We start from the raw sequence: 22,477 nt of genomic DNA, 5'->3' as shown, positions 1-22,477 counted from the left end.
TGGCTATAACTTTAGCTTTTTCAGCAGTCCGCCCGGTACTTTTACCGTTGCCAGACTATCGGTTTCCAGCGTCAGCGTGCCGAAGACATCGTGTTCAACCAGCAGGTTGGAACTGTCGCGGGAGGTGATGAGGGCGGTGCCAATCCGGTTCGTTGGTTTGGCGTGCAGATCGCTGCCCTGGGTATCGGTGACGGTCAGGGTGCCGATGGTGCTGTTGGTCAGCATGACGCCCGCACGTTCCTGAACAACGGTCAGTTTGTCGGTCCTGACTTCTTTTAGAATACAACTAATCCGGGTTGTATGCAGGGCATCGAGCGTAGGCGTCATAATGATAGCTACTGGATTGGCGTCAAATTTATAACGATAGCTCGATTGCCAGGCATCCGGCGGTTGGTAACGAACGATTAGCGTGTCGCCCTTTGACTGGAACTTAAAATCTTCTTTGTTTTTTTCTGGCAGATGAATGCCGTATTGCTTACCGGTTTGCACATTCAGCAGGCCAATGCCGGTTTTGCCACCTTCCAGTTTTAGCACCCGGAACGGCTTGACTGGCAGGCTGGAAAGGCCATGAAAGGGGTTATTGAAGTCAATTTTATCGTATTCGGCCCGCAGTGCCATGTTAGTACCGATTAGGGTGAGAAAGCCAGCGAGAAACAGGGCGATCAGGAGTTTATTGCTTGTTTTCATGAGCGGTTTATGAGTTATACTCAGCCATCACTGGTCAATCCAATTAGGGTCAAATTCGGTTTTGATGAAGGTTTTATACCGATCTTCAATGTCTTCCATGCTAATGTTGAGCAGGTAAAGTGTCCGAAAAAATTGGGGCAGTTCGGTTGTCATGAACTGCTCCCGCCGGTAGGCTTTAATGTGCACTGGAGCTTCGTCAGCCGCGAAATAACCGATGCCGCGTTTGTTGTAAATAATGTCTTTCTGCTGCAAAAAATCGTAGCTGCGCATGGCTGTATTTGGGTTTACTTCCAGTTCGACACCCAGATCCCGCACGGAGGGAATCCGTTCGCCCGGCGGCCATTGGTTCAGCAGGATTTTTTCGCAGACGTAATCAACAATTTGGAGGTAAATGGCTTTTTTATCCCGAAAATCCATACTCAAAGTTCTTTCTCTTTAAAACGTACATAGGCGATATACCACAGGGCCGGAATCATCAGTGCCAGAATCGAATTAATGATCAATTTAGGCGTGCCCGTTAATCCAACGGAATACCAGCGCCCGTCCTGGGTGAAATTCACTTCCCGAAACAGCGTTGAACCGTAATAGTCCCGCGCGGGAAAGAGCAGATCAATAATAAAGTCGTTTACGAAAGCAACGGTAACGATCAGCAAGGTAATGGCAAGGGCTCCGGTCTTAACGAACGGTAATTTGGGGAAATACATGGAGCCAACCAGAAAAAAGAAAGGTGTTATGTAGGTTAGGTAACCCAGAAACGGGTCCATGTACGGGCCAACCGGATTTAGTAGCTCATACCGGGGTGATGAGGCCGGCAGACGGGCGTTGATGATTGAAAAGCAGATTCCTTCGGCGGTATAAAAGACACCCAGAAAAATTGGTACGAACAACAGTAGCATCAGAAAAGCCTCCAGAAACTTCTCTAGTTGAGAGGCCGGTAGCATCAGATAGGGAATGCCCCGGAGAGGACCGCTGACCACCCGGAACAATTCGCTGGCAAACCAGGCGGAAGCTCCGCAGAAAAACACGCCAAACAGAAGGGCGTGGTTCTGGTACACGTTTGTGCTAAATACCGAAATCCGGGTGGCATTGGGCAGCAGCAAAGCCAGCAGGAGTCCAAACAGAAGCCCTGCCCCGAGCAGATACGATTTAAGATGCTCGATCAGATGGAGCTTCAGCAGCAGGCCCAAACGGTTGATTGAAAAAGTCTGGTTCATGGTTTAGAAGAGAGACGTGAGATCGGAGATAAAAGAGAGCAGGGGAGCGGGTAAGTCCGACAGGAGCGCCGTTAGCAAAATCTGGAAGATGGGCAGGAGGCTCATACGGTTAGCGGAAAATGTTTTTGATACCGTCCCGGTTGGTAACGACGGCGTTGAAAAGCCGTTCCAGATCAACCCGGCTGTCTTCCTGTTCGAGGTTTTCCATCACCACCGAATAGCCGCGCATCGACGGTTCGGCGTACAGCACCCGGTCGGCTTCGGTTACGCTGCTTAGTGTACTGAACATCAGTCGGTCGCCAATGTGGTTGAGTGAATGATTCAGCAGGATTTCGCTTTCGTCGATGATGATGATACCGTCGATCAGGTTGTCCAGATCGCGCACCTGGTGGGTCGAAATCAGCACAAGCCGTTCGGGGGCGAGGGCGGAGGAAACAATCTTGCGGAACTGGCTTTTCGAGGGAATATCCAACCCATTGGTGGGTTCGTCCATGATCAGCACCCGCGTGTTGGTGGCCAGTCCGAAGCTGATGATGACCTTCTTTTTCTGTCCGTACGACATCGCCGTTAGCTTCTGATCGGGCGGCACGTCAAATTCAACGAGGTATTTCCGAAACTGCGACTCGCTGAACTTCGGGTAAAACGGCCCCATCGTGTCGATAAAGCGGTTGAGCGAAACCGACGGCAGGTAGATTTCCTCCGGAATAAAATACATTTCCTGCAAAAAAGCCGGTTCGCGTTTGCGGGGCGTAAACCCGGCTACGTTGATGGTTCCGGCTGTGGGGTAGAGCAAACCGCCCATCAGCCGCAGCAGGCTCGATTTGCCCGCGCCGTTTTTTCCCAGTAAACCGTAGATACTGCCCGGTTGCAGGGAAAGGTCCAAATCCCGATACAAGATTTTTTTCTGGTTATAACCGAAGGTTAGATTGGTAAGCTCGATCATAGTTTTAGTGTACTATTTGTCTAATACACCGTAAAGGATCAAAATTCTTTTCATAATGTCAAGCATGTGGCCGATTATGATTTCGATCTTTTCGTAAACGGCGGAATATTAAGTGGCTCAAAAGCAGGAAAGTTGTATGAATCTGCTTACCTTTTCCAGACACAAGCGTTGTTTTTAGCTGTAAAGCAAGACGCCGTTATCTCTAACCTTTTTTGCAAAGAACATGAGCCTGGAAGAGGAAGTTATGATTGTTGAATTTGCGCAGGGCATCCGTTCAGAAGATGATTTATTCGATCACTTTCGCCAGCTAAATGACGATGATAAAACAGATCGAATCTTTGACATGACCCGGTTAATCGGTGAACTCGAGCCTACTAATTTTGAGATCGAGCAGGCATCAGCGAATATGCCGACGGAAAGTGCTGGGCCGGTCGAAATCGGTGTTTATTTTCCTCGTAAAAAAAGACTGACTCAGGTGAGCCTGCGAATTGATTTGGCGAATGATGTACTTGAAAAGTCGTATTTAACCTTGTTAAGACTGTTTAAGGCCACCTATCAACGCCAATTCGTGTTGGAAAGGAAAAATGCAGTTGATTGGTGGTTTCAGGATTTGGCTGATAATAATGCGGTAGCGAATATCCTGACCAACCATCGCGCCTTGGTTGAAGAAATTTATCAGCATCCTGGTTTTCGCGGTGAGTTTGCCAGTATCGCCAAGCTCCACCATGCGAGTCAGATGTTGCGGGCGGCTAAAGTTCAGAACGTTCAGGCCAGTGCTTCGGGTACCTACCATTTCGTTCGTTATGAGGAAATAGTAACGGCGTCAATTGAAGATAACAAGTATAATTATGCAGCGTTCATGCTGTCCGGTTCTGTGATGAGAGCACTTTCCAAACGGTATCATTTAAAACCATTCCGGGCCGTACAGGTAATGCAGGAAGTGGTAGGCCGACATACACGGGAACTGGATGAGCCGGGAGAAACAGGGTAGGTTTATCCCGTTGAGAATCATTAATGTACAGTGTTATTCATGGATGGGGCCAGCTTTACTTCCGGGTATCGTACATGATTTCAATGATTTCATTTGATTGCAAAACCCGCGGGTTCAGAATCCTGACCCGGTTGGTGGACGGGCTGTAAGCGTAATCTTTGCCGGGCTGTAGCACGTCTTTACCGACCTGAACAGACAGCGTTTTTTCATCAATTACCGGGTGTATCAGGGAAAGCTCAGCCGGAGTTTGCCCGTTCTCCTTCTGATTGGCCCGGGGCCGGATGATTTGCGTATGATAGCGGGGGCGCGACTGTAAAGCAGGTTGGGATAATAGAAAAGCGGGTTTTGGTTGAAATTTTTGCCCGGCAAGCCCAACCCTGCGCTGCGACGGTATAGAATCAGACTGGACGGTTCTGGAACAGAAAGGGGCCGCTTCAGCTTGCAGCAGGCCAATACCAATGCCTAACAGGGCAACAATCAGGATGGCTTTCATCGGAGCAGTTTTTTTAGTCAATAACGTGCGCAATAGTTTTCTGGTATACCCTTCATGAGGAGATCTTACCAGCCGCACACCCACCGCTAACCGGTCTTCCTGCTGACCCTACGACCAGTGTTGAAGCGGTTGATCCGGCTGTGTTTACCCAACAGACTCCTTCTGATTGGCTGATTCCTGAAATAGTACCATCCTGATTCATCCGACACAATAAGCCATTCATCTGTGATAATACGGTATTCAGCAATTTTGAGTGGCTTCTTCCGCCCAATCGGCCTAACTTGCAGGGTCTGGGTGTTATGCACTCAGATATGTTTTGTAATAATTGGTTTTATTTCGCACAATCCCCGGCACTTCCCGGGGATTTGTCTTAGTGCTGAAGTGTTTACCGTTCGTGGTATTCGGGGTTAACGGCTGAGACGTTATCTTGCTTCGGTCCGGTAACCGTCTATTGAAAACCATATCCCACAACCGGAACAAAACCAATGCATACCGCCATCTCCAGTCATCGGCTTTCAAATCTTCAGAAGTGGCAGCTTGCGGCTACGGTCTTCGTCATTTACTGGCCCATTCGGGTGTACGTCAACTGGCCCATTGTCCGACCGGGCGGAGAAAACGGGTTGGCCGGGCTGTTAATGGAACGAATCTGGCCGCTCTGGATCATGGAAGTTGCGTTCACGATGCTGTTCTTCTGGCTCTGGCTGAACGTAACGGAGTGGATTCAGCAACGGTTTTTCGGGCAATCGGGCAAGGAGTTTCTGGTCGAATTTACACTACCCGCCCAACTGGCGACGCTGATCGTGGCCGGGGCGCTGGCGGTGTTATTCAACAGTGTTTTTCGTTATCTCTGGGTGTCTATCAGCGACTTGCTGGAAAACCATTTATCACGTCCGCCAGCCGTCAACTGGAGGTTGTATTTCAGCGCCGACTGCTGGCAGGTAGACGTAGAACGACGCCGGAAAATCAACGACGGCCTGACGGTCATGGCCATGCTGTCGGCGTTTTACCTGGCCGCTAACCGCCGGGGTTACAAACGGCTCGAAGACCTGCGCGTCAAGGGCGAACAACTCAAGCAGGAAGCCGTACAGGCGCAGTTTTCGGCCCTGAAAAACCAGGTCAATCCCCATTTTCTGTTCAACAGCCTGAGCATTCTGTCGTCGCTGGTCGAAACCAACACCCCGCTGTCGGTACAGTACATCAACCGGCTTTCGAAAGTGTACCGCTATATTCTGGAACAGCGCAACGCCGAGCGAATCAGTCTTAAGTCGGAACTCGAATTCATCAACTCATACCTGTTTCTGCTCAACATCCGTTTTTCGGATAAACTCAGGGTGGTGATCGACATTCCGGAGGGCGACGCGGCCCGGTACGGTATTGCCCCGCTGACCCTGCAACTGCTGATCGAAAATGCCGTGAAACACAACCAGATGTCGAGCGAAAAACCGCTGGTGGTTACCATTCAGAAGCAGCACGACACGCTGATCATCCGGAATGGCCTCCAGCTGCGTCCGAAAAAGGAAGAGTCAACCGGACTCGGGTTGCAAAACATTATCAGTCGTTATAAGCTTCTTACCACCAAACCCGTCGTGGTTGATGAAAAAGAACATGAATTTGTGGTCCATATACCGTTGCTGCCATGAATGTACTGATCGTTGAAGATGAGGAACTTACCGCCCAGCGACTGGTTAAGCTGCTGAACGACTACGACCCCGCCGTTCGGGTTCTGGCCCAGCTGCCGTCGGTGGCCAAGTCGGTCGATTGGTTTGAAAACCACGCCGAAGCAGAGCCTGATCTGATTTTTCTGGACATTCACCTGGAAGACGATCTGGGGTTCAACCTCATCGACCAGCTCAATCTGACCACACCCATTATCTTCACGACGGCGTACGACGAATACGCGCTGCAAGCCTTCAAGGCCAACAGCATTGATTACCTGCTCAAACCAATTGATGCCGACGACCTGGCGCGGGCCATTGATAAATTTAAAACCCTGCGTCACAGTCGCCTAGAACTGTCGGTCAATTCGGACGTGCTGGCCCAGATGAAGGCAAATTACCGGCCCAATACCTACCGCGACCGGTTTATGGTAACGGTCGGCCCACGGCTTTTTTCGGTGCAGACCGACGACATTGCCTACTTCTTCTTCGAAAACAAGGCCACGTTTCTGACGACCCAACAGGGGCAGAATTACGTCATCGACTACAGCCTGGATAAGCTGGGGCAGTTGCTGGACCCTAACCAGTTTTTCCGGATCAACCGCTCGTTTCTGGTGGCATTACCGGCCATTCAATCGGTGTATACCTATTCCGGCAGCAAGCTGAAGCTTGAACTGCTGCCCGAAGCCCGGCAGGAAGTGTTTGTGAGCATCGACCGGGTAACGGCTTTCAAGGAGTGGCTGGGGCGCTGAGCAGCGACTTGTGGGGCCGTTCTTTATGCCGTATAAATCCCCAGACATCCCGGAAAAATTCCGGATAGACCACCGTTCCGACGCTGTAGTACATGCCGTTGTAGTGCTGATTGACGTTGGTTTGGAAAATGGAATACCGGTAGCCCACCTGCGCACTCAGCCCCAGCCAGCGGGTGGCTTTCCACTGCCCATAAACACCCGCCTGAACCGGCATGAAAAAATCCCAGTGCGCCCAGCCTTTCAGCGTATCGGTCTGGGTATCCTGTCGAATGGCCGAGGCTTTTCCGGCCCCGATTTCGAGCGGAATGCTCAACAACCACCGACGGTTATTGATCAGATTGTCCCAGAACAGCAGGCTGGCGTAGGCCATATCGGTTTTGGTGTAATATTCCAGATTGAGCCGTTTGGCCGCATTGCGCTGCCAGTTGATCAGCCGTAAATAGGAATTATACGACAGCCAGTAGTACCCGACCGTGATCTGGTGCCGTTTTTCACCCACCACAATACCCGTATTGACACCCCAGACGTTGACGGGCTGGCGGTTGATAAATGAATTCCGAAAGTCAAGATTAACCGTCCACCGGATCGGTTTCCGACCCGGATTGGGCACCGTATCAATCGGTAATTGGGTCGATACGGTTTGCGCCCAACTGGTTGTGCTGCCCAGCCAAACCAGTCCTATTAAGATCAAAACCGTTTTCATACTTCAAGACAAGACCCGCCAAAATTGATAGGTCTGTACCGATTCTCTGAAAAGATTGTCAAAATATTTTTAAACGGTGCCCCGACACCGCCCCGGATGATACCGAAAAGTACCGCCTGCCGGGGTTGGGCGTGTTAGCGGAATTTGAGGGTGGTACCAATCCGGAAACCGAGCTTCTGGTATTGCCAGTCCTGCCACTGCGAAATCACTTCAATCCGGAAGAAGGGGAATATGCCCGGAATCAAACCGTCCAGGGCGTAGCCTACTTCGGTGTAGTTGCGGGAGCTGGGTGTGCCGAGGTAGTGGACAAATAGATTCTCTTTCAAGCCCGTTAGCCGCACCAGCGTCAGTTGTGTAATCAGAAACTTGCGGTATTCCATCAGGACGTGGCCTTCTACAAACCGCTTGCCGGTGCTGTACTGGTAATAGGGTAACATCCGGAAAATGGCCGTGGGGTCGCCTTGTTGCAGGAAAAACTCGTTGCCCTGAAAGTGCTTGAAATCCGGGAAGAACACGGCTTTGTCGTTCAGGAAGGCCCCCGCCGAAACGTTATAACTCAACCGGCTCCGGATACCGGTTTCAAACGAATGGCTCAGGCCGGCTTGCAGAAAATCGTAATCCACATCGCTGGCTTCCACCACGCCGGACTGAAACGGAATTCCCTTGCGGTAATTTAGCGTCAACTCCGGGCTGTTGTTGCGGCTGGCTACCCGCCGACCGTTTCGAATCCGGTATTTCGTGGCCGCCAGTTTTCCCGAAACCGCAATATTGAAAATAAGCGCCTGGTTCTCCGGAAAACCCGCCGATACCAACTCGGCGTTCGTTGGGCGGTTGGGCGTAAAACTATACTGATTCCAGTTGATCCACGGTTTCAGGTTCTCCCGGTAATTGGCCAGTTCGGTTCGTTCGGCATATTCGAGGCTACCCGTTACGTTAATCCGGCTTTTGAAGGGTTGTGCCGCTACGCCCAGCCGCAGGAAATCCCGCTGGTAGAATTTGGCAAAATTTCGTTCGAACAGCAGACTGGTCAGCGAATTGAGAAACGGGCTGATGGGTTCGTTGGGGTTGAACTGGTTGACCCACCGCCCGCCCGTCAGGCTCACATTTGTGGTTTTGTAATTGTAGGTAATCCCGCCGGTGCCGATAAACCGTTTCATGCCGAATTCGTAGCGTCCTGCTCCGCCCACGGTCAGGTCGGGGGTGGGCTTGTAGGTGACGCGTCGGCGCGTGGAGTCTTTTTGCGGTTTTCGGAGATGGTACCGCAGCCGCAGACCCAGATCAACGGTGTAGCCCTCGACGGTATTGTAATAAATTTTCTCCAGCGGGCTGGCCCAGGTCAGGGCGGTTCGCGGGCTGAACGTCCAGGTGTTGCCCGAAATGATCTGTCCCGGCTTGAAGGTCTTGCTCGAACGCTGCTTACGGGTCGAATCCTTCACGGCTTTGGTGCTGTCTTTCTGCACTTCAATTTTCCGGACAATTTGCAGGCTATCCCGTTTGACGTAGCTTTTGATCTCAGCCGAGGTCAGCGGAACCGTCCGGAGCGAATCCCAGAAGGCATTGCCGCGTTTGCTGGCCAGCGAATCAATAACCGTGGAGTCATTCCGTGCCACTTCTACCTCTTCGTTCCGTTCTTTCTTGGCCTGGTATTCCTGTTTTTCGTATTCTTTCAGCAACTTTTTGAAGTCTTTGGCCGAATACTCCTTTTGCCGGGCAATTTTATCTTCCAGCTTCTGGCCTTTAATATCTTTGTTCGACAGCCGAACCGCCGGTTTTTCCACCTTTTCGTCAATGATTTTCACCTCCTCAACAAAAGCCGGGTTGACCTGAAGTTTGCTGAACGTCTGACTGATCACAAATTGCGCGTTGCCAGCGGCTCCCATAATTTTGCCTTCCAGATTATACCGCTGGTTGACCGGCAGCCAGACGTTCTGAACGGGACTGTAAACCTGCCGGATTTTGATGTCGAAACCGAGCGGATTGCGGGTTTCCAGTTGCAGGCTGTGAATGGCCCAGGTGTCTTCGATGATAAAAATAGTACCCCGGAAAACGCCCTCGCCGTAGGCCCGTGGCTTAACGGCAATCTTGCTCACATCAATACCGCGTTCGCTGAACGTACCCTGATACTCAAACTTGTAATAGGCAAACGCTTTGGGCGACAGGGGTGAAACGGCGTTGTTGACCTCCGGGCGGTAGAAACTCGACAGAAAATAATCGTTGACCGAAACGTTGTCGCCCATCGAACTGCGGGTTGCCATCAGCCGGTGCCGGTAGGTGTTGGGTTGCCGGAACGTAACCTCCGAAACCGACTCGTAGAGCATCGGAACGCCGATTTTGAAACCGTCTTTTTCGGCTTCTTTCAGTTGTTTCCGGTACATGAACTGCATGGGCAGGTCGGTGACGGTGAACGACGTTTTGGTATAGGCGCGGGCCGTGTAGCTCATAACCTGCAATTCGTGGTACTTGGCTTTGGCAATGGCCCGGCGCATGATGCTGTAGGCCGGATCTTCCTTTCCCTGGCGGGCCTGTACCTCCTGCAACCGAAACGCCTGTTCTTCCATTGTGACGTCGATAGTCTGCCAGCCGCTGCCAATTTCGACGGTTTTTTCCTGCGCCTGAAAGCCTAAGTACTGGAAAACGATGGCGTATTTTCCCGGTTTAAGCGGTATTTCGTAGCGACCTTCCGCATTCGTAACCGCCCCGTTCGACGTTCCTTTGACCACAATAGCCGCGTAGGGGAGAACCTCGCCTTTGGTGGTTTTGATCGTTCCCCGAATGCCCTGAGCCGTTGAGAATTGAATCAAACAAAGCGTAAGCAGGAAGGTAAGCAGGTATTTCATCGTTCAGGCTGTATGTTCGTAGGGAGAAAGCTACCGATTTTGGCGTTCCGGTGCAATGGTTTACCGACCAGGCCGGCGCCAGAATGGCGGATTTATAAGATATGATGCAAAAGGAAGGTGTAAAGTTGCCAACGCCCGGAATAAATACCCCATTTTTAACATGATTTGTGATTTCGTCGCACAGACCCATCCTGTAAGATTGTCCTCGACCAATGCGAAGTGATGGCCGATCGGATCGGAAAAGTCTGGCGGTTTGTGGCATTTTTACGGCAGCGAAAGTAGAGGATCAGGTTACTTTACCTCCAAAAATGTCTGATAACCCCAGACAGATCATTTCGCTTTTCAGCCGGTTAAACCGATGTTTTGCGCAATTCAATCCTATGACGGGGCGCTTTTTTGTCCTTTCCCTGCAATTTCGGGCTTCGGATTACGGTGGTAACGCGGTCTGAGCATCTTTCAGGGTGCTTTCTTTAGGCCCAAAACTGTCCGTAGCCGAGGTTCAAATTTTAAGGTAAACCACTCCATCGTTAAAGAATGCGTATGAAAAAAATCGGTTTAATGTTGCTTGTTCTGGCGTCTCTGAGTGGATGCAAAGACAAAGAGGCCAGCCCGTCCCTTGGCGGAACGTTCACGGGCCCCATGAGTGTCGAAGATAATGTGGGCGTTGCTTCGTATTCAAACGCGGATGTGACGGTTAAGCAGGTCGGTACATCGGAAGTGGAAGTCAGTGGGCGCGGATTTACGACGTTTGTCATTGATAACGTCGTTCAGCAGGCCAATTCGTACTACCTGGCGGATCAGGGAGAAAGTGAATTCCGCTATTCCGGCAACTCGTCGCCCAAAACGCTGCTGGTGAACTGGACCGCCCAGGTGAACGGCAAAACACAAACCATCCGTTTTGGCGGCAACAAAAAGAAATAAGCCAACTGGATAGCTGACTTTCGGAGAGCTGCGCCCGTCGGGTGCAGCTTTTTTTGTATTCAATTCATACCCAGTTGTCACCAATTGACGAAGCCTTTGGGCTAATTGGGGTAGGGATGTATTGAAAACCCGTCTTTTATCGACTCATCTTTGCTGTGAAAGCAACATACTATTTCAATGAACGCGATGAAACAGATTTTGATGATGGTGCTGCTCGGTGCAGTGGCCTGTACCAAGCCCGAAGTTGAGGGGCCGCAGGAGCACGGTAAGTCCGGGCAGGGTATTGTTCAGGGCCGGGTGGTCGATAGCCAGGGCAAGGGGGTTGCCAATGCCGAAATTATTGCAAATAGCACGGACATGTATGACAAAACCACTACGGGCTACACCGATGGGCAGGGAAATTACCGCTTTAAAGTCCCCACGGGTATTGCAGAAGGCTCTTACACCCTTAGTGGTTCGCTAACGGTTAAGTACCACAACCGGAACTACCGGATGGTTTTGTACCAGGAAGATACCCGCGCGTTTTCCGCCTACGACGGAGCGGTCCGGAATTTTGTCTTTCGCCTGACGGGCAAACGGACCGCTAATGACGATGAAACGGCGACGCCACTCGGGGCTACGCTGGAAGTTTACCACGATTTTAACCACATCGCCTTGGAGAACATCGAACTTACGCTCGAACCCGAGGGGCCGCTGGTTGACGGCAGCACGGGCAAAAAACTCGTTACGATGATGCCGCGGGGAGACTATCATATTAAAGACATTCCGCTCGGGAAATACACCATTTCGGCCCGCGATAAAGTAACCGGTCGGCGCCTGGGCGTCAGCATTCAGGATTCTTCCCGCGATTACGCACCCTCGGTAACGGCGCTGTTCGAAGACGAGGATTTTGAGGGATCGGAACACTTCCGGCTGGGTCTGCTGGTTGGTGTGCTGTAAGCCGTTATATTAGCCGTCTCTAGAACGGTTTTCTATGTCGGTTTTTACCCAAAAAGTCATCTGGATTACAGGAGCCTCATCGGGCATCGGGGAGGCCATTGCGCTGGAACTGAGCCGGAACGCAAACGAGGCTCATCCCATCAAACTGGTTTTGTCGGCCCGCCGGGCGGACGAACTCGAGCGTGTGGCCCGGCAAACGGGTTTGCCAGCGGCCAATGTGCTGGTACTGCCGATGGATGTTACGGATTTTGGAGCGTTTTCGGCTCACGTTGAACGGGTTCGGCAGCACTTTGGCCGGATTGATTACCTGTTTCTTAACGCCGGAATTTCCCAACGAAGCACCGTTGCCGAGACTGATTTTTCGGTGTACCAACGACTGATGGACGTGAATTTCTTCGGGACTATCGCTCTGACCAAAGCCGTTTTGCCCTTAATGCTGGCGCAGCGGAGTGGGCATCTGGTCGTAACCAGTAGTGTGGCGGGGAAACTGGGAGTCAAATACCGTTCGGGCTACTGCGCCAGCAAACACGCTCTGCATGGCTTTTACGATGCGCTCAGGGCCGAAACCCATTCGGCGGGTTTGCACGTTACCATCGTGTGCCCCGGTTACATCCGCACTCCCATTTCCCTCCAGGCGCTGAACGCAACGGGGCAGGTTCATGGCAAGATGGATGCCAATCAGGAAAAGGGGATGGCCCCCGATGTCTTTACCCGCCGTCTGCTGAAAGCCGTCTCCCGAAAAAAAGAGGAAGTGTACATCGGAGGGCCGGAAACCTTCGGTATTTATCTGAAGCGGTTTTTGCCGGGTCTGCTGTCCCGAATTCTGCGCAATCGGGAGGGGGCCTGACCGGGTTTTCGAGGGCAGGCACACAGGACCGTTAAGTAAGCCCGTTCCCTTTGAGGGTAGCGTATCTCGGTCAGGCTGGCAGGTAAACGCAGAAGGTTGCCCCCTGACCCGGTTGGCTGTCGGCGGTAATGGTCCCCCCGTGGTTTTCGGCCACCCGCTGACAGATGGCCAGCCCGATGCCCGTACCGGCATAGTCGCTTTTACCGTGCAGCCGTTGGAATAACTGGAATATACGCTCCTGGTATTTGTTGTCGAATCCGATTCCCTGATCGATCACGCAAATTTGGTGAAAGTTCTCAGCCATACTGATCGGTTTGGCCCAGGCTGGAATCGCACTGGCCGGAACCCGGGTCGCCCGAATCTGAATCCGGGGCGGAACCATTACCCCCGTCTCGTCTTTCCGGCTGAATTTCAGGGCGTTTGAAAGTAGGTTCTGGAAAAGCTGGCCCAACTGGCTGGCGTCACCTTTAAGCATCGGCAGCGGTTCGATGTCAAACTGGGCCTGAGTCTGTTGAATCTGGTATTCCAGAGTTTGCAGGACTTTTTCCAGAATATGGCTCAGCGAAATCACGTTATACGTCTGCTGGCGGGTTGAAACGCGGGAGTATGCCAGCAAATCCCGAATGAGCGCCGACATTCGTTCTCCGGCCGTTTGCATTCGCTCCAGATAATCGAGGCCATCCGCTCCCAATCGCTCCCCGTACTGGTGTTGCAGGAGCGAACTGAAGGCCTGAACCTTGCGCAACGGTTCCTGTAAATCGTGCGAAGCGATGTAGGCAAACTGCTGCAAATTGTCGTTTGACCGCTTCAGGTCGTGAACCAGGGAGTGCAGCTGTTCATTGATCGAGGCTATGTCTTCATTGGTCGTCTGCAACTCTTCGTTTGCGGCTGCCAGTTCTTCGTTTGCCGTTGCCAGTTCTTCCGTGCGTTGCTGCACCTGCTGCTCCAGCGCGAGTTGCAGTTGCCGCTGCTGGGTGACGTCCTGCGCCGTCCCCATCATTTTCAGGGGGCGTCCCTGATCATCGTAATAAACCCGGCCCTGCGCGTGAATAATTCGAACATGACCCGTACGGTGTTCTACCAGCCGGTATTCTTCATTGTAAAGACCAGGCGAGCCGGGTTCGAACGCAGCCTGAATGGAGGCTTCAACGCGCTGGCGATCGTCTTCATGAATCGGGTTGTAAAGGAGGTTGAGTTTAATTTCATCCTGGGAGACTCCCAGCCACGATTTAATACGGTCCGAATACGTGACCTGCCGCGTCGCAACGTCCAGTTCCCAGGTGCCGAGCTGGGCCAGTTCAACGGCACCCCGGAGGGCACTCTCGGCTTCTTCTATTTTCTGGCGGGCCCTGATGGATTCGGTCACGTCAATGGCAATATCGAGAATGGCATAGGTCTGCCCCTGATCATCGAGCAGGGGGGTATAGGTAATGTTGTAGTAATTATGGGCCATTACCCCATTGCGTTCAATATTGACCTGTATGCCAAAGCTTTGGAACATCTTGCCCGACGTATAAACTTCGTCCAGAATTTGCAGAAGCGTCTGGTTCTCCAGTTCCGGCATGATCGCCCGAAGGGGCTTGCCAACGATGTCGGGACCTTTGCCGACAATATCAATAAACGCCTGATTGGGCAGTTCGACCACTAAATCCCGCCCCACAAACAAGCCCATTGCCGCCGGAGCCGTGGCAATGATCGAACGCAACCGGGCTTCGCTGGCTTCGACCGACTGGCGGGCTCTTACCTGCTGGGTAACATCGGTAGCAATTACCATAATGCCTAAAATAGTACGGTCAATGTCGTACTGGGGCTGAAAGGCCAGATCCACATAAACGGTTTCCAGTTGCTGGCTGCGAATCAGATCGACGGCCACTTCCCGGTTGGTGAACGGCTGGCCGGTGGTCATCACGTCGAGGAGTAGCTGGTCAAAGCCCTGCCCCTGCAATTCCGGAAGGGCGTCCAGGAGCGGTTCGCCAATTAGCTGGTCGTAGGTACGGCCCACCAATTCCAGATAGAAAGGATTGACCATGGTGAAGATCAGCTCCGGGCCGCTGAGGATGGCAATGCCAACCGGCGACTGTTCAAAAAACGCCAGGACCTGACGCTGGGTTTCTTCCTGTTTCTGACGGGCGATAATGCGGTCAAGAATATCGTTGAACAGAACGGCCACTCGGCGCTGTTCGGGTTCGCCAACCCGGAATGCGTATACTTCATAATACCGTCCAAGCTCCACGGCAAAATCTTCAAAACGGGCCGGTACGCCCGTCAGGGCAATCTGGCCGTACCGCTCAAACCAGTGTTCTTCAAAATTAGGGATGAACTGGCGTATGGTTTTGCCAACGGCGTCTGTCAGACCGGTTTGTTTCTCGAAGGCCGGGTTGATTTCCAGAAAACGGTAATCGTACGGTTTTCCGGCAGAATCAAAAAGGACTTCAATGATGCAGAAGCCTTCGTCCATGGTATCGACCAGGGTGCGGTACGTAGCTTCTGATTCGTGCAGGTCCAGTTCGGTTTGTTTTTGCGCGGAAATGTCAATGGCCATACCCACCCACTTGCTCACCAGTCCAGCGGGGGTAAAGACCGGCGTAGCCCGCACATTAGTCCATTGCCAGTGCCCATCCGGGCTGCCCACACGCGCTTCGATGTTAAGTGGAATGCGTTGCCGGAGGGACCGTTGCCACTCCAGGAGGATCTGCTGACGCTGGTCGGGGTGAACGGTTTCGACCCAGCCGTGGCTCTTCCAAGCTTCCAGGCTCTGTCCGGTATAGGTAGGTCCGCCAACCCGGAGAATCGTTCAGATATTCCCCGGCAGGACCGGTTTCCCAGGTAGCCTTAGCGAAAGATTCAACAAGTATTCTAAAATCATCAGTAGCGGGTGCTGACGAATGAAATGGCTTATTATTCATACACGAGCGTTACTTCAGGCTTGCTCCACGGCGAAGTTAAGCAGGAATAGACTATAAATCAGTCCTGGGCTTTGGTAAAGCAAACCCGTATCCCATCCGTTTGGTTATTCAAATAATTGGATTCGCCGGATTTATCTAAATGTTTCTTTCCATCACGGTTTATCAGAGGCTTCATAAAAAGCGGGGAACACCGCCGGATTTGAGTTTACCGGACCAGCAACACATGGCCAGTCTGCTGATAAATCGGGCTATCTGTCAGGTCCGCACGCTGGTAAGTCAGCTTGTAGGTGTAGGTGCCGGGAGCACATTCGGCATTCTGGTAGGTGCCATTCCAGGTGTTTTCGAGCGAATGAGACTGAAAAACGATTTCGCCCCACCGGTTAAAAACCGTCAGTTCAATGGTTAATTCATCCTTCGTTTTGATCTCCAGATGATCGTTCGTTCCATCGGCGTTCGGAGAGAAAACGTCCGGGATATAAACAACCGGTGAGCAGGAGGGAACCTGGAAGCAAACCCGTTGTGTGTTTGCGTTGGACTCCGGCCCGGTTGAGCCGGTCATTCCCCACCAGACCTGCGGACGGTCAGCGAAGATGTTTTTAACCAGATCAACGGTTTTGGTCATTTTTAATTCACAATCGAGAAAGATTCGAAGGGTCGTTGCCGCAGCGTTCCATTCGATCCGGACAAAATGATCACGGCCATCTTTTAAGGTCGCAAAGTTTGAAAACGCCGGGACCGGACCGGCCAGGTCGTGAGTGATGGTGCCATTTTTGTTAATGGCGATGTTATCAAAATTGCCCGTATCGGTATCAAATTCAATACCGATGGAAGGACGGATGCCGGTATAACCCAGCGAACCCGCACGGCCACCGAGGGCATCCAGATTTTGGGCCTGTAAGACAAAAACGAGCCCTTCACCTCCTTCCGGATTATGACCCAGATTGACGGTAAATTCCCAGGTGTGGGATTCGGAAAGGTCAATTGGCTGCGTATTCCAGACCGCTCCGGCCTGCATGGAGGTGTCGGTAGTGATAACATAACAATTGTCCGACTGGCCCGGCTGCGCGTTCCCCATCAGTCGGTATTGCCCGTACAGGAAAGTCGGGAATCCGGTTAAATACCCTGCCAGTAGAACCAGAAGTAAAAACGATCGCATGAAAATGGCACCGTTTGCAGTATACCTACCTCAAATTAGTAAGCAGATCGTTAACAAACGCAAATCCTATGGATAGTGATATACTTTCATTAAATTATAGAGTCATGACGGCTATTCAGCAGAGAAGTGGCTCTTTATCGGAACCCTGATTTGGAATAAAACCGGACGGGGCGCAGCCTGATCAAGCGTTAGATCGCTCCACCGGCCCGACCTCTCCACCAGGCTCTACTCTTAATCGGTATGGCTATTTGTCAGACATTATTGGCCATGCTTTGCCAGACGCCGGAAGGTTTCAAAACTCTTCGGCCACGTAAACAGGAGGGCTTCAGGTAAAGCTAATGTACTATTATAGGGTAGTGGAGTATAACGGGTTTCCTGGAATGCTTTTGAGCTATAACAAGTAATATTGACTAACTGATATTATAGTTAACTGACTTTTTCTGCCCTGTAGGTTGTATCCCCTTGACCTACATAGAATATCAACCTGATATAGCTTATATAGGCGGTTGGTATCCACCGATGAAAACGTTAGGCCGCGGGCTTCGCTTTCCTTATAAAAGTCTGGACTTTCCGGAACCTGTCGAGATTAGCCAGTTTCAGGATTGGTAAAATAAAAAAAATCCTATTTCTCCGTTATAAGTTGAGGAAATGGCTTAAAAAGAAAAATAGCCTGATAATTTCTCAAAACGACGGATTTGTCCACAAGAAATGCACAACTGCCCGGAGCCTTACTAACTCCTGTGTCAGGGCACGTAAGAGCTTGCTAACCTGAGGTCAGATTGGGCTCCTGCGCAGGATTTAACCTTTATTCAGTGGCGGTTGCGGCTGGGCAGCCGTTTGTTTAGATCGGAAATCCGGCGAGTCGGGACGGTCTGGCGGTTACGGGTTCTTTTGGAATTGGGTTATTGTTGGCATCGACCTGTGCATGGGATGAAAGCACCGCGGCACATACCGCAAGCGTGAAGGCAACCATTCCAAAGATGAAAGAGAGAAAACCACCGCAGGTCAGGGTGGCAACGGCGAAAACAACGGCAAGCGACCCTACTAAAAGGATATATTTTTTCATAACGTTGAGTTTTAAACTTTAAAAATCTGTTTCTGGGTTAAGGCAAGCAAAGCTTCTATGACTGTAGACATTCCGCTTTTAAGCCCCATTCGGGGCATTTTCCGGGGAATGTCGTAAAACCGCGCCAGGACTTTTGGTAAACAAATTGTTGGAAGAGCAGCGTAGCGTCCGGTCATCATTCCTGTTTTTTACTTCTGATATACGAATGGCAAAAAAGAGCAATTGTACCTATTGTGCCGAAAATAGCCAGTACGTAAGCGACGGAATGCACGAGTAACTTGATAAGTAAACCAAGGCTAATGGTGGTTCCCAGCAATACGCCTGACCAAATTAAAGGCCCCGTCCAGTCTTTAGGACCAGCGGGTGGTTTGATTGGTTTGGGCATCAGCAGTCGAAAAATCGGCGTCAAAATATAGTTGGTGGGTAGGCAGGAGCGTCTGTTTAAACTGCGCCTGTAGTAACATAAGCATCAATTAAGATGCCGGGATGGGGTCAAAATGACCGCGTATAATAAATTTTGAGGGCAATTTTTAGCCATAAAGGCCGAAATGACCTGTCGGGCCGACCACCGCAACGGCTTACGGATACTCTCCCGGGAGATTGGTCCTGCCTGATCCGATCTTTTCGGCGAGTCGGCCTTGAGCGGCTTTCAATGCGGTGTGCTGGATGGTTCAGAACAATGACCAGATAGGGCAGGGAGGTCAGCGCCTTTGTTGATTTATCTCTATTAATACCTATTAAAAGGCTTGATTTTATGTTGTACGGTAGATATATGATGAAATAATTGTAAATTTGCTGTCTGTTAAATACCGTAACTTACCGTAACTCTTACTCTATGATTCGTCGTGATTCTACCGTTAATGAACACGCCCTATGGGCCGTGCTTGTCTTAATGGCCGTAACTGGTATTGCCTGTATACTTGCAACTTTGGCATAATCTGTATCGTACACGTCGTTCCTTCAGGCAAAAAACGGAAGAACCCGGCCACCAATGGCCGGGTTCTTCCGTTTTAAGGGCACATACCGATTACTTACTATTCAGGAATAAAATAAATTTGGCTTCTTTTTTGCCCTACGTCCTCAGTATTTACTTAGTGGTTAGTGAACGATGTGGCTCTTTTTTTCCATTTTATCTTCCGAAGGCGAGATGAATTCCCATAGCTTTTGTTCTCCTCATCTTGAACAGCATATGGATATCTTAAATGACCTGATGTTAGCCGGTTTTCAGCTATATAATATCTTTATGCTGGATGATGAGGGGAAGCGCTTTGAATTGCCGATGGCAGCGTTTGACGGTAGACCGATCGGGGTTCACATGCGAACGCTGGAGCTGGAATATCAGCAGATTTTAAGCCCGGAACAACTGTAAAAGCTTGCGGCTTTCCTGCTTTCAGATTGCTATTTGCTTCGGTTTGACCGGCATTTTGGAACCAGCGTTTACGTAAGCGAATTCGGGGTAGGAGCTTATGGTTACCGGCTGGCGTTCGGACACAGTAGCCCTGAACCCATTTAGCGCATCCTTGCAGGAGAGTAGCTATCATGGGTTTAATGGAAATGGAACTCTATTTTTGTAATGAACCATCTTTTGCTGAACGATGCCATTCCTCGTAATTGGCGTTACTCCTTCTGCCCATTCTGATAACCTGTGGAATTTGATTCCGGCGCTTTTTCAGGCCGGGTTATCGTATTTGTACATTCGCCAACCTGATTCGAAGGAGCTACGGCGGCAGCTAGACCGAGAGGCTTTACAGCCGTATCAGGCACAACTGATTCTGCCTTTTCCCGTGCTGAATACGGGTTTCCGGCTTCACTGGAAAGAGTCGGCCCGGCGGCAGGCATCTCCCGACAGCCGCGCTTTTTCGACCAGTATACATGATCTGGCCCACTGGCCCGCGCTGGCCGGACGGGTCGAAACGGTATTTTACAGCCCGCTTTTTCCCAGCATCAGCAAGCCGGGCTATGGCCCGACCCTGACGCTGGAAGAACAGGCCAATCGGATTCAGGCACTCCGTCGATCATCCGAAAAGTTGCCCAGATTGATCGGTCTGGGCGGAATCCAACGTGACAACATGGCTCGGGTGCAGCAGGCCGGATTCGACGGAGCGGCCGTATTGGGCGCTTTATGGGAAAGCCCGGACCCGGCTCAAGCCGTACGGGAGTTGGTTCAGCAGATCGCTTAAACGGGGATTGCGCTCAAACCGCCTTTTAAACTCGCTACCTCCTGAAAACCCTGCGCTTGCAGAAACTCAACGGCTTTTTTACTCCGTACTCCCGACTGACAATAGATAATGACGGCTCGATTGGCCGGAATCAGGTCCGGTTGAGCCAGCACCTGAGCCAGTGGAATCAACTGGCCACCCAGCGTTCGGCGGGCGGCTTCTTCCGGCTCGCGAACATCAATCAAAAGCAGATCGGTTTCCTGTTCCAAACGTTCTACGTATTCATCATACGTAATTTCCAGAACCGGCGGGGCGCAAACCGGTTGATCGGCTGATAACCCGGTAATCCGTTTGTTGGCAGGGTCAGCCACCAACCCGAAGGTCTGAAACTGCATTTGCATCGCGTTAAAAATCAGTAGCTTCCCGCTTAGCAGTTCGCCCGTACTCGTAATCAACTTGATTACCTCATTGGCCATCAAACAACCGGTAATTCCGGGCAGGACGCCCAGAACTCCGGCTTCGGCGCAGGCCGGTAAGTCGCTCGGATCGGGATAAAGACAACGGTAGGTGGGGCCGTCACCGACATTAAACACGCTAACCTGCCCTTCAAACCGATAAATAGACCCAAACACCAACGGTTTGTTTAGCATCACGCAGGCATCATTGACCAGATACCGGGTGGCAAAATTGTCCGAACCATCCACCACCACACCATAACCGGCGATCCACTCCAGCGCGTTTTCGCTGGTCAAAAAATCCGGATGAGCCCGAAACTGGATCAGCGGATTTTGCTCCTGTAGCCGGGCAATAGCCGCATGAGCCTTCGGTTTGCCAACATCGGCGGTCGAAAAAAGAATCTGCCGCTGGAGGTTGCTCAGGGCGACGGTATCGCCATCGGCTACCCCAATGGTGCCAATTCCGGCGGCTGTCAGGTATTGGAGTACTGGACAACCCAATCCGCCCGCGCCGATCACCAGCACCCGGGCATTTTTCAACTTTTGCTGTCCTTCCAGCCCAATTTCGGGTAAAAGCAGATGGCGGCTATAACGTTCCTGTTCGATCTGTGTCATGGATATACGATCATTAAGCTGGCGTCCCAATCTTTCCAGACGGGTTCGTAACCGGCCCGCCGGATCACCTCCGCCATTTCAGCCGGTGAGCGTTCGTCGGAAATTTCAAACTGTTCGAGCGACTGCGGTTCAACGGCATAACCACCCGGATTGGTCTTTGACCCCGCGCTGATGCTGGTGATACCAAGTCGAATAATGTGATCCCGGAACGTGGGGCTTTCGCGCGTCGACAGCGACAGTTCAACCTCCGGACTGAACAGCCGGTAGGCACAAATTAACTGAACCAGTTCGCGGTCGGTCAGGCAGTTACCGAAGTCCCGGGAGGTTACGCCCTCGGCTCCCAGCACATCAATAGGCCGCAGACGCGGAAACGACAGGCTGTAGCGGGTTTGCCAATAGGTGCGCTCCAGATAATGCAGGTGCAGGGCCGTAAAAAAGCTGTCGGTGCGCCAGTCCGACAGGCCCAGTAAGGTTCCCAGACCCATCTTATGGATGCCCGCACGGCCCAGTCGGTCGGGGGTTTCCACCCGGTATTGATAACTGGCTTTTTTGCCTTTGGGATGGTGGATTTTATAACTGTCACGGTCGTAGGTTTCCTGATACACCAGCACCGTGTGCAGCCCTTCCGGTATCAGTTCCTCGTAGGCAGCCTGCTCGAGCGGCTGCACCTCCATCGAAATATGGGCAAACCGGCTGCGCAACAGGCGAATGGCATTTTTCAGATACGGCACCCCGACGGTTTGGTTGGCCTCCCCCGTCACCAGCAGGACGTGCTGATACCCCATCGCTTTCAGCGCGTCGGCTTCGCGCAGAATCTCTTCGTCGTTCAGTGTCCGTCGCCGGATTTTGTTATCGACGCTAAAGGCGCAGTACGTACAGATGTTCTGACACTCGTTGGACAAATACAGCGGAGCATACAACTGCATGGTTTTACCAAACCGTTGCTGGGTCAGATGGTGGCTTTGCCGGGCCATTTCTTCCAGATAAGGAGCCGCTGCCGGGGAAATCAGCGCCTGAAAATCAGCCATCGTCCGGTCGGTTCGGGCCAGTGCTACCTCCACATCCCGGCGGGTTTTCGTTTCAATGGCCTGCTTGATTTCCGGCCACCGATACTGTTCTAACAATTCGCTAAACATCG

At 51.6% G+C, this 22,477-nt stretch carries 20 protein-coding genes; 8 read left to right on the top strand and 12 right to left on the bottom strand.

Translation table 11 applies throughout. The annotated features are described in order from the left end of the window. Positions 1-3: 3 nt before the first annotated feature. The 4 genes from LX87_RS26100 to LX87_RS26085 all read right to left on the bottom strand — a co-directional run bounded on the left by LX87_RS26100 (position 4) and on the right by LX87_RS26085 (position 2,844). Positions 4-687, bottom strand: coding sequence for a hypothetical protein (locus tag LX87_RS26100; protein WP_111631248.1), 684 nt, complete (start codon positions 685-687; stop codon positions 4-6). 27 nt (positions 688-714) lie between these two features. After that, positions 715-1,104 (bottom strand): GntR family transcriptional regulator, encoded by a 390-nt coding sequence (locus LX87_RS26095; protein WP_111631247.1) that lies wholly within the window; start codon positions 1,102-1,104, stop codon positions 715-717. A 2-nt stretch (positions 1,105-1,106) separates the two neighbouring features. Further along, positions 1,107-1,901, bottom strand: coding sequence for a hypothetical protein (locus tag LX87_RS26090; protein WP_111631246.1), 795 nt, complete (start codon positions 1,899-1,901; stop codon positions 1,107-1,109). 109 nt (positions 1,902-2,010) lie between these two features. Further along, positions 2,011-2,844, bottom strand: a complete 834-nt coding sequence (locus LX87_RS26085) for an ABC transporter ATP-binding protein (RefSeq protein ID WP_111631245.1) — start codon at positions 2,842-2,844, stop codon at positions 2,011-2,013. Between the two features lie 223 nt (positions 2,845-3,067). Here LX87_RS26085 and LX87_RS26080 point away from each other — a divergent pair, with 223 nt between their 5' ends. Beyond that, positions 3,068-3,835 carry a DUF5958 family protein gene (locus LX87_RS26080; RefSeq protein ID WP_111631244.1) on the top strand — a complete coding sequence of 256 codons (768 nt, stop codon included), beginning with the start codon at positions 3,068-3,070 and terminating at the stop codon, positions 3,833-3,835. A gap of 55 nt (positions 3,836-3,890) precedes the next feature. On the opposite strand, the gene LX87_RS26075 is transcribed toward LX87_RS26080, so the two are convergent. Then, the gene (locus LX87_RS26075) at positions 3,891-4,328 is read right to left on the bottom strand and encodes a hypothetical protein (RefSeq protein ID WP_111631243.1); all 438 of its coding nucleotides are present in this window, start codon (positions 4,326-4,328) and stop codon (positions 3,891-3,893) included. A gap of 485 nt (positions 4,329-4,813) precedes the next feature. On the opposite strand from LX87_RS26075, the gene LX87_RS26070 reads away from it, so the two are divergent. Both LX87_RS26070 and LX87_RS26065 read left to right on the top strand, forming a co-directional pair. Next, positions 4,814-5,968 carry a sensor histidine kinase gene (locus LX87_RS26070; protein WP_111631242.1) on the top strand — a complete coding sequence of 385 codons (1,155 nt, stop codon included), beginning with the start codon at positions 4,814-4,816 and terminating at the stop codon, positions 5,966-5,968. Continuing rightward, positions 5,965-6,735 carry a LytR/AlgR family response regulator transcription factor gene (locus tag LX87_RS26065; protein WP_111631241.1) on the top strand — a complete coding sequence of 257 codons (771 nt, stop codon included), beginning with the start codon at positions 5,965-5,967 and terminating at the stop codon, positions 6,733-6,735. The genes LX87_RS26070 and LX87_RS26065 overlap by 4 nt, the downstream gene beginning before the upstream one ends. Here LX87_RS26065 and LX87_RS26060 read toward each other — a convergent pair. Together LX87_RS26060 and LX87_RS26055 are read right to left on the bottom strand one after the other, a co-directional pair. Then, complete coding sequence (locus LX87_RS26060) at positions 6,713-7,426, bottom strand: hypothetical protein (RefSeq protein WP_229310826.1); 714 nt, start codon at positions 7,424-7,426, stop codon at positions 6,713-6,715. The genes LX87_RS26065 and LX87_RS26060 overlap by 23 nt on opposite strands. Positions 7,427-7,572: 146 nt before the next feature. After that, entirely contained in the window at positions 7,573-10,275 is a 2,703-nt protein-coding gene (locus LX87_RS26055; protein WP_111631239.1) for a DUF5686 and carboxypeptidase regulatory-like domain-containing protein, read from the bottom strand. A gap of 540 nt (positions 10,276-10,815) precedes the next feature. Here LX87_RS26055 and LX87_RS26050 point away from each other — a divergent pair. The 3 genes from LX87_RS26050 to LX87_RS26040 all read left to right on the top strand — a co-directional run bounded on the left by LX87_RS26050 (position 10,816) and on the right by LX87_RS26040 (position 12,982). Next, positions 10,816-11,196 (top strand): hypothetical protein, encoded by a 381-nt coding sequence (locus LX87_RS26050; protein ID WP_111631238.1) that lies wholly within the window; start codon positions 10,816-10,818, stop codon positions 11,194-11,196. A 186-nt stretch (positions 11,197-11,382) separates the two neighbouring features. Beyond that, the gene (locus LX87_RS26045; protein ID WP_170139461.1) at positions 11,383-12,135 is read left to right on the top strand and encodes a carboxypeptidase-like regulatory domain-containing protein; all 753 of its coding nucleotides are present in this window, start codon (positions 11,383-11,385) and stop codon (positions 12,133-12,135) included. A gap of 34 nt (positions 12,136-12,169) precedes the next feature. After that, positions 12,170-12,982 (top strand): SDR family oxidoreductase, encoded by an 813-nt coding sequence (locus tag LX87_RS26040; RefSeq protein WP_111631236.1) that lies wholly within the window; start codon positions 12,170-12,172, stop codon positions 12,980-12,982. A gap of 70 nt (positions 12,983-13,052) precedes the next feature. Here LX87_RS26040 and LX87_RS26035 read toward each other — a convergent pair whose 3' ends face one another. From LX87_RS26035 to LX87_RS26025, 3 genes are all read right to left on the bottom strand, one after another. After that, positions 13,053-15,773, bottom strand: coding sequence for a PAS domain S-box protein (locus LX87_RS26035; protein ID WP_262511107.1), 2,721 nt, complete (start codon positions 15,771-15,773; stop codon positions 13,053-13,055). A gap of 320 nt (positions 15,774-16,093) precedes the next feature. Beyond that, complete coding sequence (locus LX87_RS26030; protein WP_111631234.1) at positions 16,094-17,044, bottom strand: lectin-like domain-containing protein; 951 nt, start codon at positions 17,042-17,044, stop codon at positions 16,094-16,096. A gap of 841 nt (positions 17,045-17,885) precedes the next feature. Next, positions 17,886-18,110, bottom strand: a complete 225-nt coding sequence (locus tag LX87_RS26025; RefSeq protein WP_111631233.1) for a hypothetical protein — start codon at positions 18,108-18,110, stop codon at positions 17,886-17,888. A gap of 1,108 nt (positions 18,111-19,218) precedes the next feature. Here LX87_RS26025 and LX87_RS26020 point away from each other — a divergent pair. Both LX87_RS26020 and LX87_RS26015 read left to right on the top strand, forming a co-directional pair. Further along, positions 19,219-19,479: a hypothetical protein gene (locus LX87_RS26020; RefSeq protein ID WP_170139460.1), complete on the top strand. Its 261-nt coding sequence runs from the start codon at positions 19,219-19,221 to the stop codon at positions 19,477-19,479. Positions 19,480-19,705: 226 nt separating this feature from the next. Next, positions 19,706-20,290: a thiamine phosphate synthase gene (locus LX87_RS26015; RefSeq protein WP_111631231.1), complete on the top strand. Its 585-nt coding sequence runs from the start codon at positions 19,706-19,708 to the stop codon at positions 20,288-20,290. Here the strand turns inward: LX87_RS26015 and moeB are convergent. Both moeB and thiH read right to left on the bottom strand, forming a co-directional pair. Next, positions 20,287-21,339 carry a molybdopterin-synthase adenylyltransferase MoeB gene (moeB, locus tag LX87_RS26010; protein WP_111631230.1) on the bottom strand — a complete coding sequence of 351 codons (1,053 nt, stop codon included), beginning with the start codon at positions 21,337-21,339 and terminating at the stop codon, positions 20,287-20,289. The two genes, LX87_RS26015 and moeB, sit on opposite strands and share 4 nt — an antisense overlap. Continuing rightward, a complete protein-coding gene (gene thiH / locus LX87_RS26005; RefSeq protein WP_111631229.1) occupies positions 21,336-22,475 on the bottom strand; it encodes a 2-iminoacetate synthase ThiH in 1,140 nt (379 codons plus the stop codon). The genes moeB and thiH overlap by 4 nt, the downstream gene beginning before the upstream one ends. Between the last annotated feature and the right edge of the window lie 2 nt (positions 22,476-22,477).

Origin of the sequence: Larkinella arboricola (assembly GCF_003259745.1) — a bacterium.
GTDB classification, from domain to species: Bacteria; Bacteroidota; Bacteroidia; order Cytophagales; family Spirosomataceae; genus Larkinella; species Larkinella arboricola.
This window is presented reverse-complemented; position numbering and strand designations above follow the sequence as displayed.

Coding starts and splice junctions, on each gene's coding strand:
- LX87_RS26065 (WP_111631241.1), top strand. CDS start 5,965: ATGAATGTACTGATCGTTGAAGATGAGGAACTTACCGCCCAGCGACTG.
- LX87_RS26020 (WP_170139460.1), top strand. CDS start 19,219: ATGTGGCTCTTTTTTTCCATTTTATCTTCCGAAGGCGAGATGAATTCC.
- LX87_RS26085 (WP_111631245.1), bottom strand. CDS start 2,844: ATGATCGAGCTTACCAATCTAACCTTCGGTTATAACCAGAAAAAAATC.
- LX87_RS26100 (WP_111631248.1), bottom strand. CDS start 687: ATGAAAACAAGCAATAAACTCCTGATCGCCCTGTTTCTCGCTGGCTTT.
- LX87_RS26030 (WP_111631234.1), bottom strand. CDS start 17,044: ATGCGATCGTTTTTACTTCTGGTTCTACTGGCAGGGTATTTAACCGGA.
- LX87_RS26055 (WP_111631239.1), bottom strand. CDS start 10,275: ATGAAATACCTGCTTACCTTCCTGCTTACGCTTTGTTTGATTCAATTC.
- moeB (WP_111631230.1), bottom strand. CDS start 21,339: ATGACACAGATCGAACAGGAACGTTATAGCCGCCATCTGCTTTTACCC.
- LX87_RS26090 (WP_111631246.1), bottom strand. CDS start 1,901: ATGAACCAGACTTTTTCAATCAACCGTTTGGGCCTGCTGCTGAAGCTC.
- LX87_RS26075 (WP_111631243.1), bottom strand. CDS start 4,328: ATGAAAGCCATCCTGATTGTTGCCCTGTTAGGCATTGGTATTGGCCTG.
- LX87_RS26045 (WP_170139461.1), top strand. CDS start 11,383: ATGAAACAGATTTTGATGATGGTGCTGCTCGGTGCAGTGGCCTGTACC.
- LX87_RS26095 (WP_111631247.1), bottom strand. CDS start 1,104: ATGGATTTTCGGGATAAAAAAGCCATTTACCTCCAAATTGTTGATTAC.
- LX87_RS26040 (WP_111631236.1), top strand. CDS start 12,170: ATGTCGGTTTTTACCCAAAAAGTCATCTGGATTACAGGAGCCTCATCG.
- LX87_RS26050 (WP_111631238.1), top strand. CDS start 10,816: ATGAAAAAAATCGGTTTAATGTTGCTTGTTCTGGCGTCTCTGAGTGGA.
- thiH (WP_111631229.1), bottom strand. CDS start 22,475: ATGTTTAGCGAATTGTTAGAACAGTATCGGTGGCCGGAAATCAAGCAG.
- LX87_RS26015 (WP_111631231.1), top strand. CDS start 19,706: ATGCCATTCCTCGTAATTGGCGTTACTCCTTCTGCCCATTCTGATAAC.
- LX87_RS26080 (WP_111631244.1), top strand. CDS start 3,068: ATGAGCCTGGAAGAGGAAGTTATGATTGTTGAATTTGCGCAGGGCATC.
- LX87_RS26025 (WP_111631233.1), bottom strand. CDS start 18,110: ATGAAAAAATATATCCTTTTAGTAGGGTCGCTTGCCGTTGTTTTCGCC.
- LX87_RS26070 (WP_111631242.1), top strand. CDS start 4,814: ATGCATACCGCCATCTCCAGTCATCGGCTTTCAAATCTTCAGAAGTGG.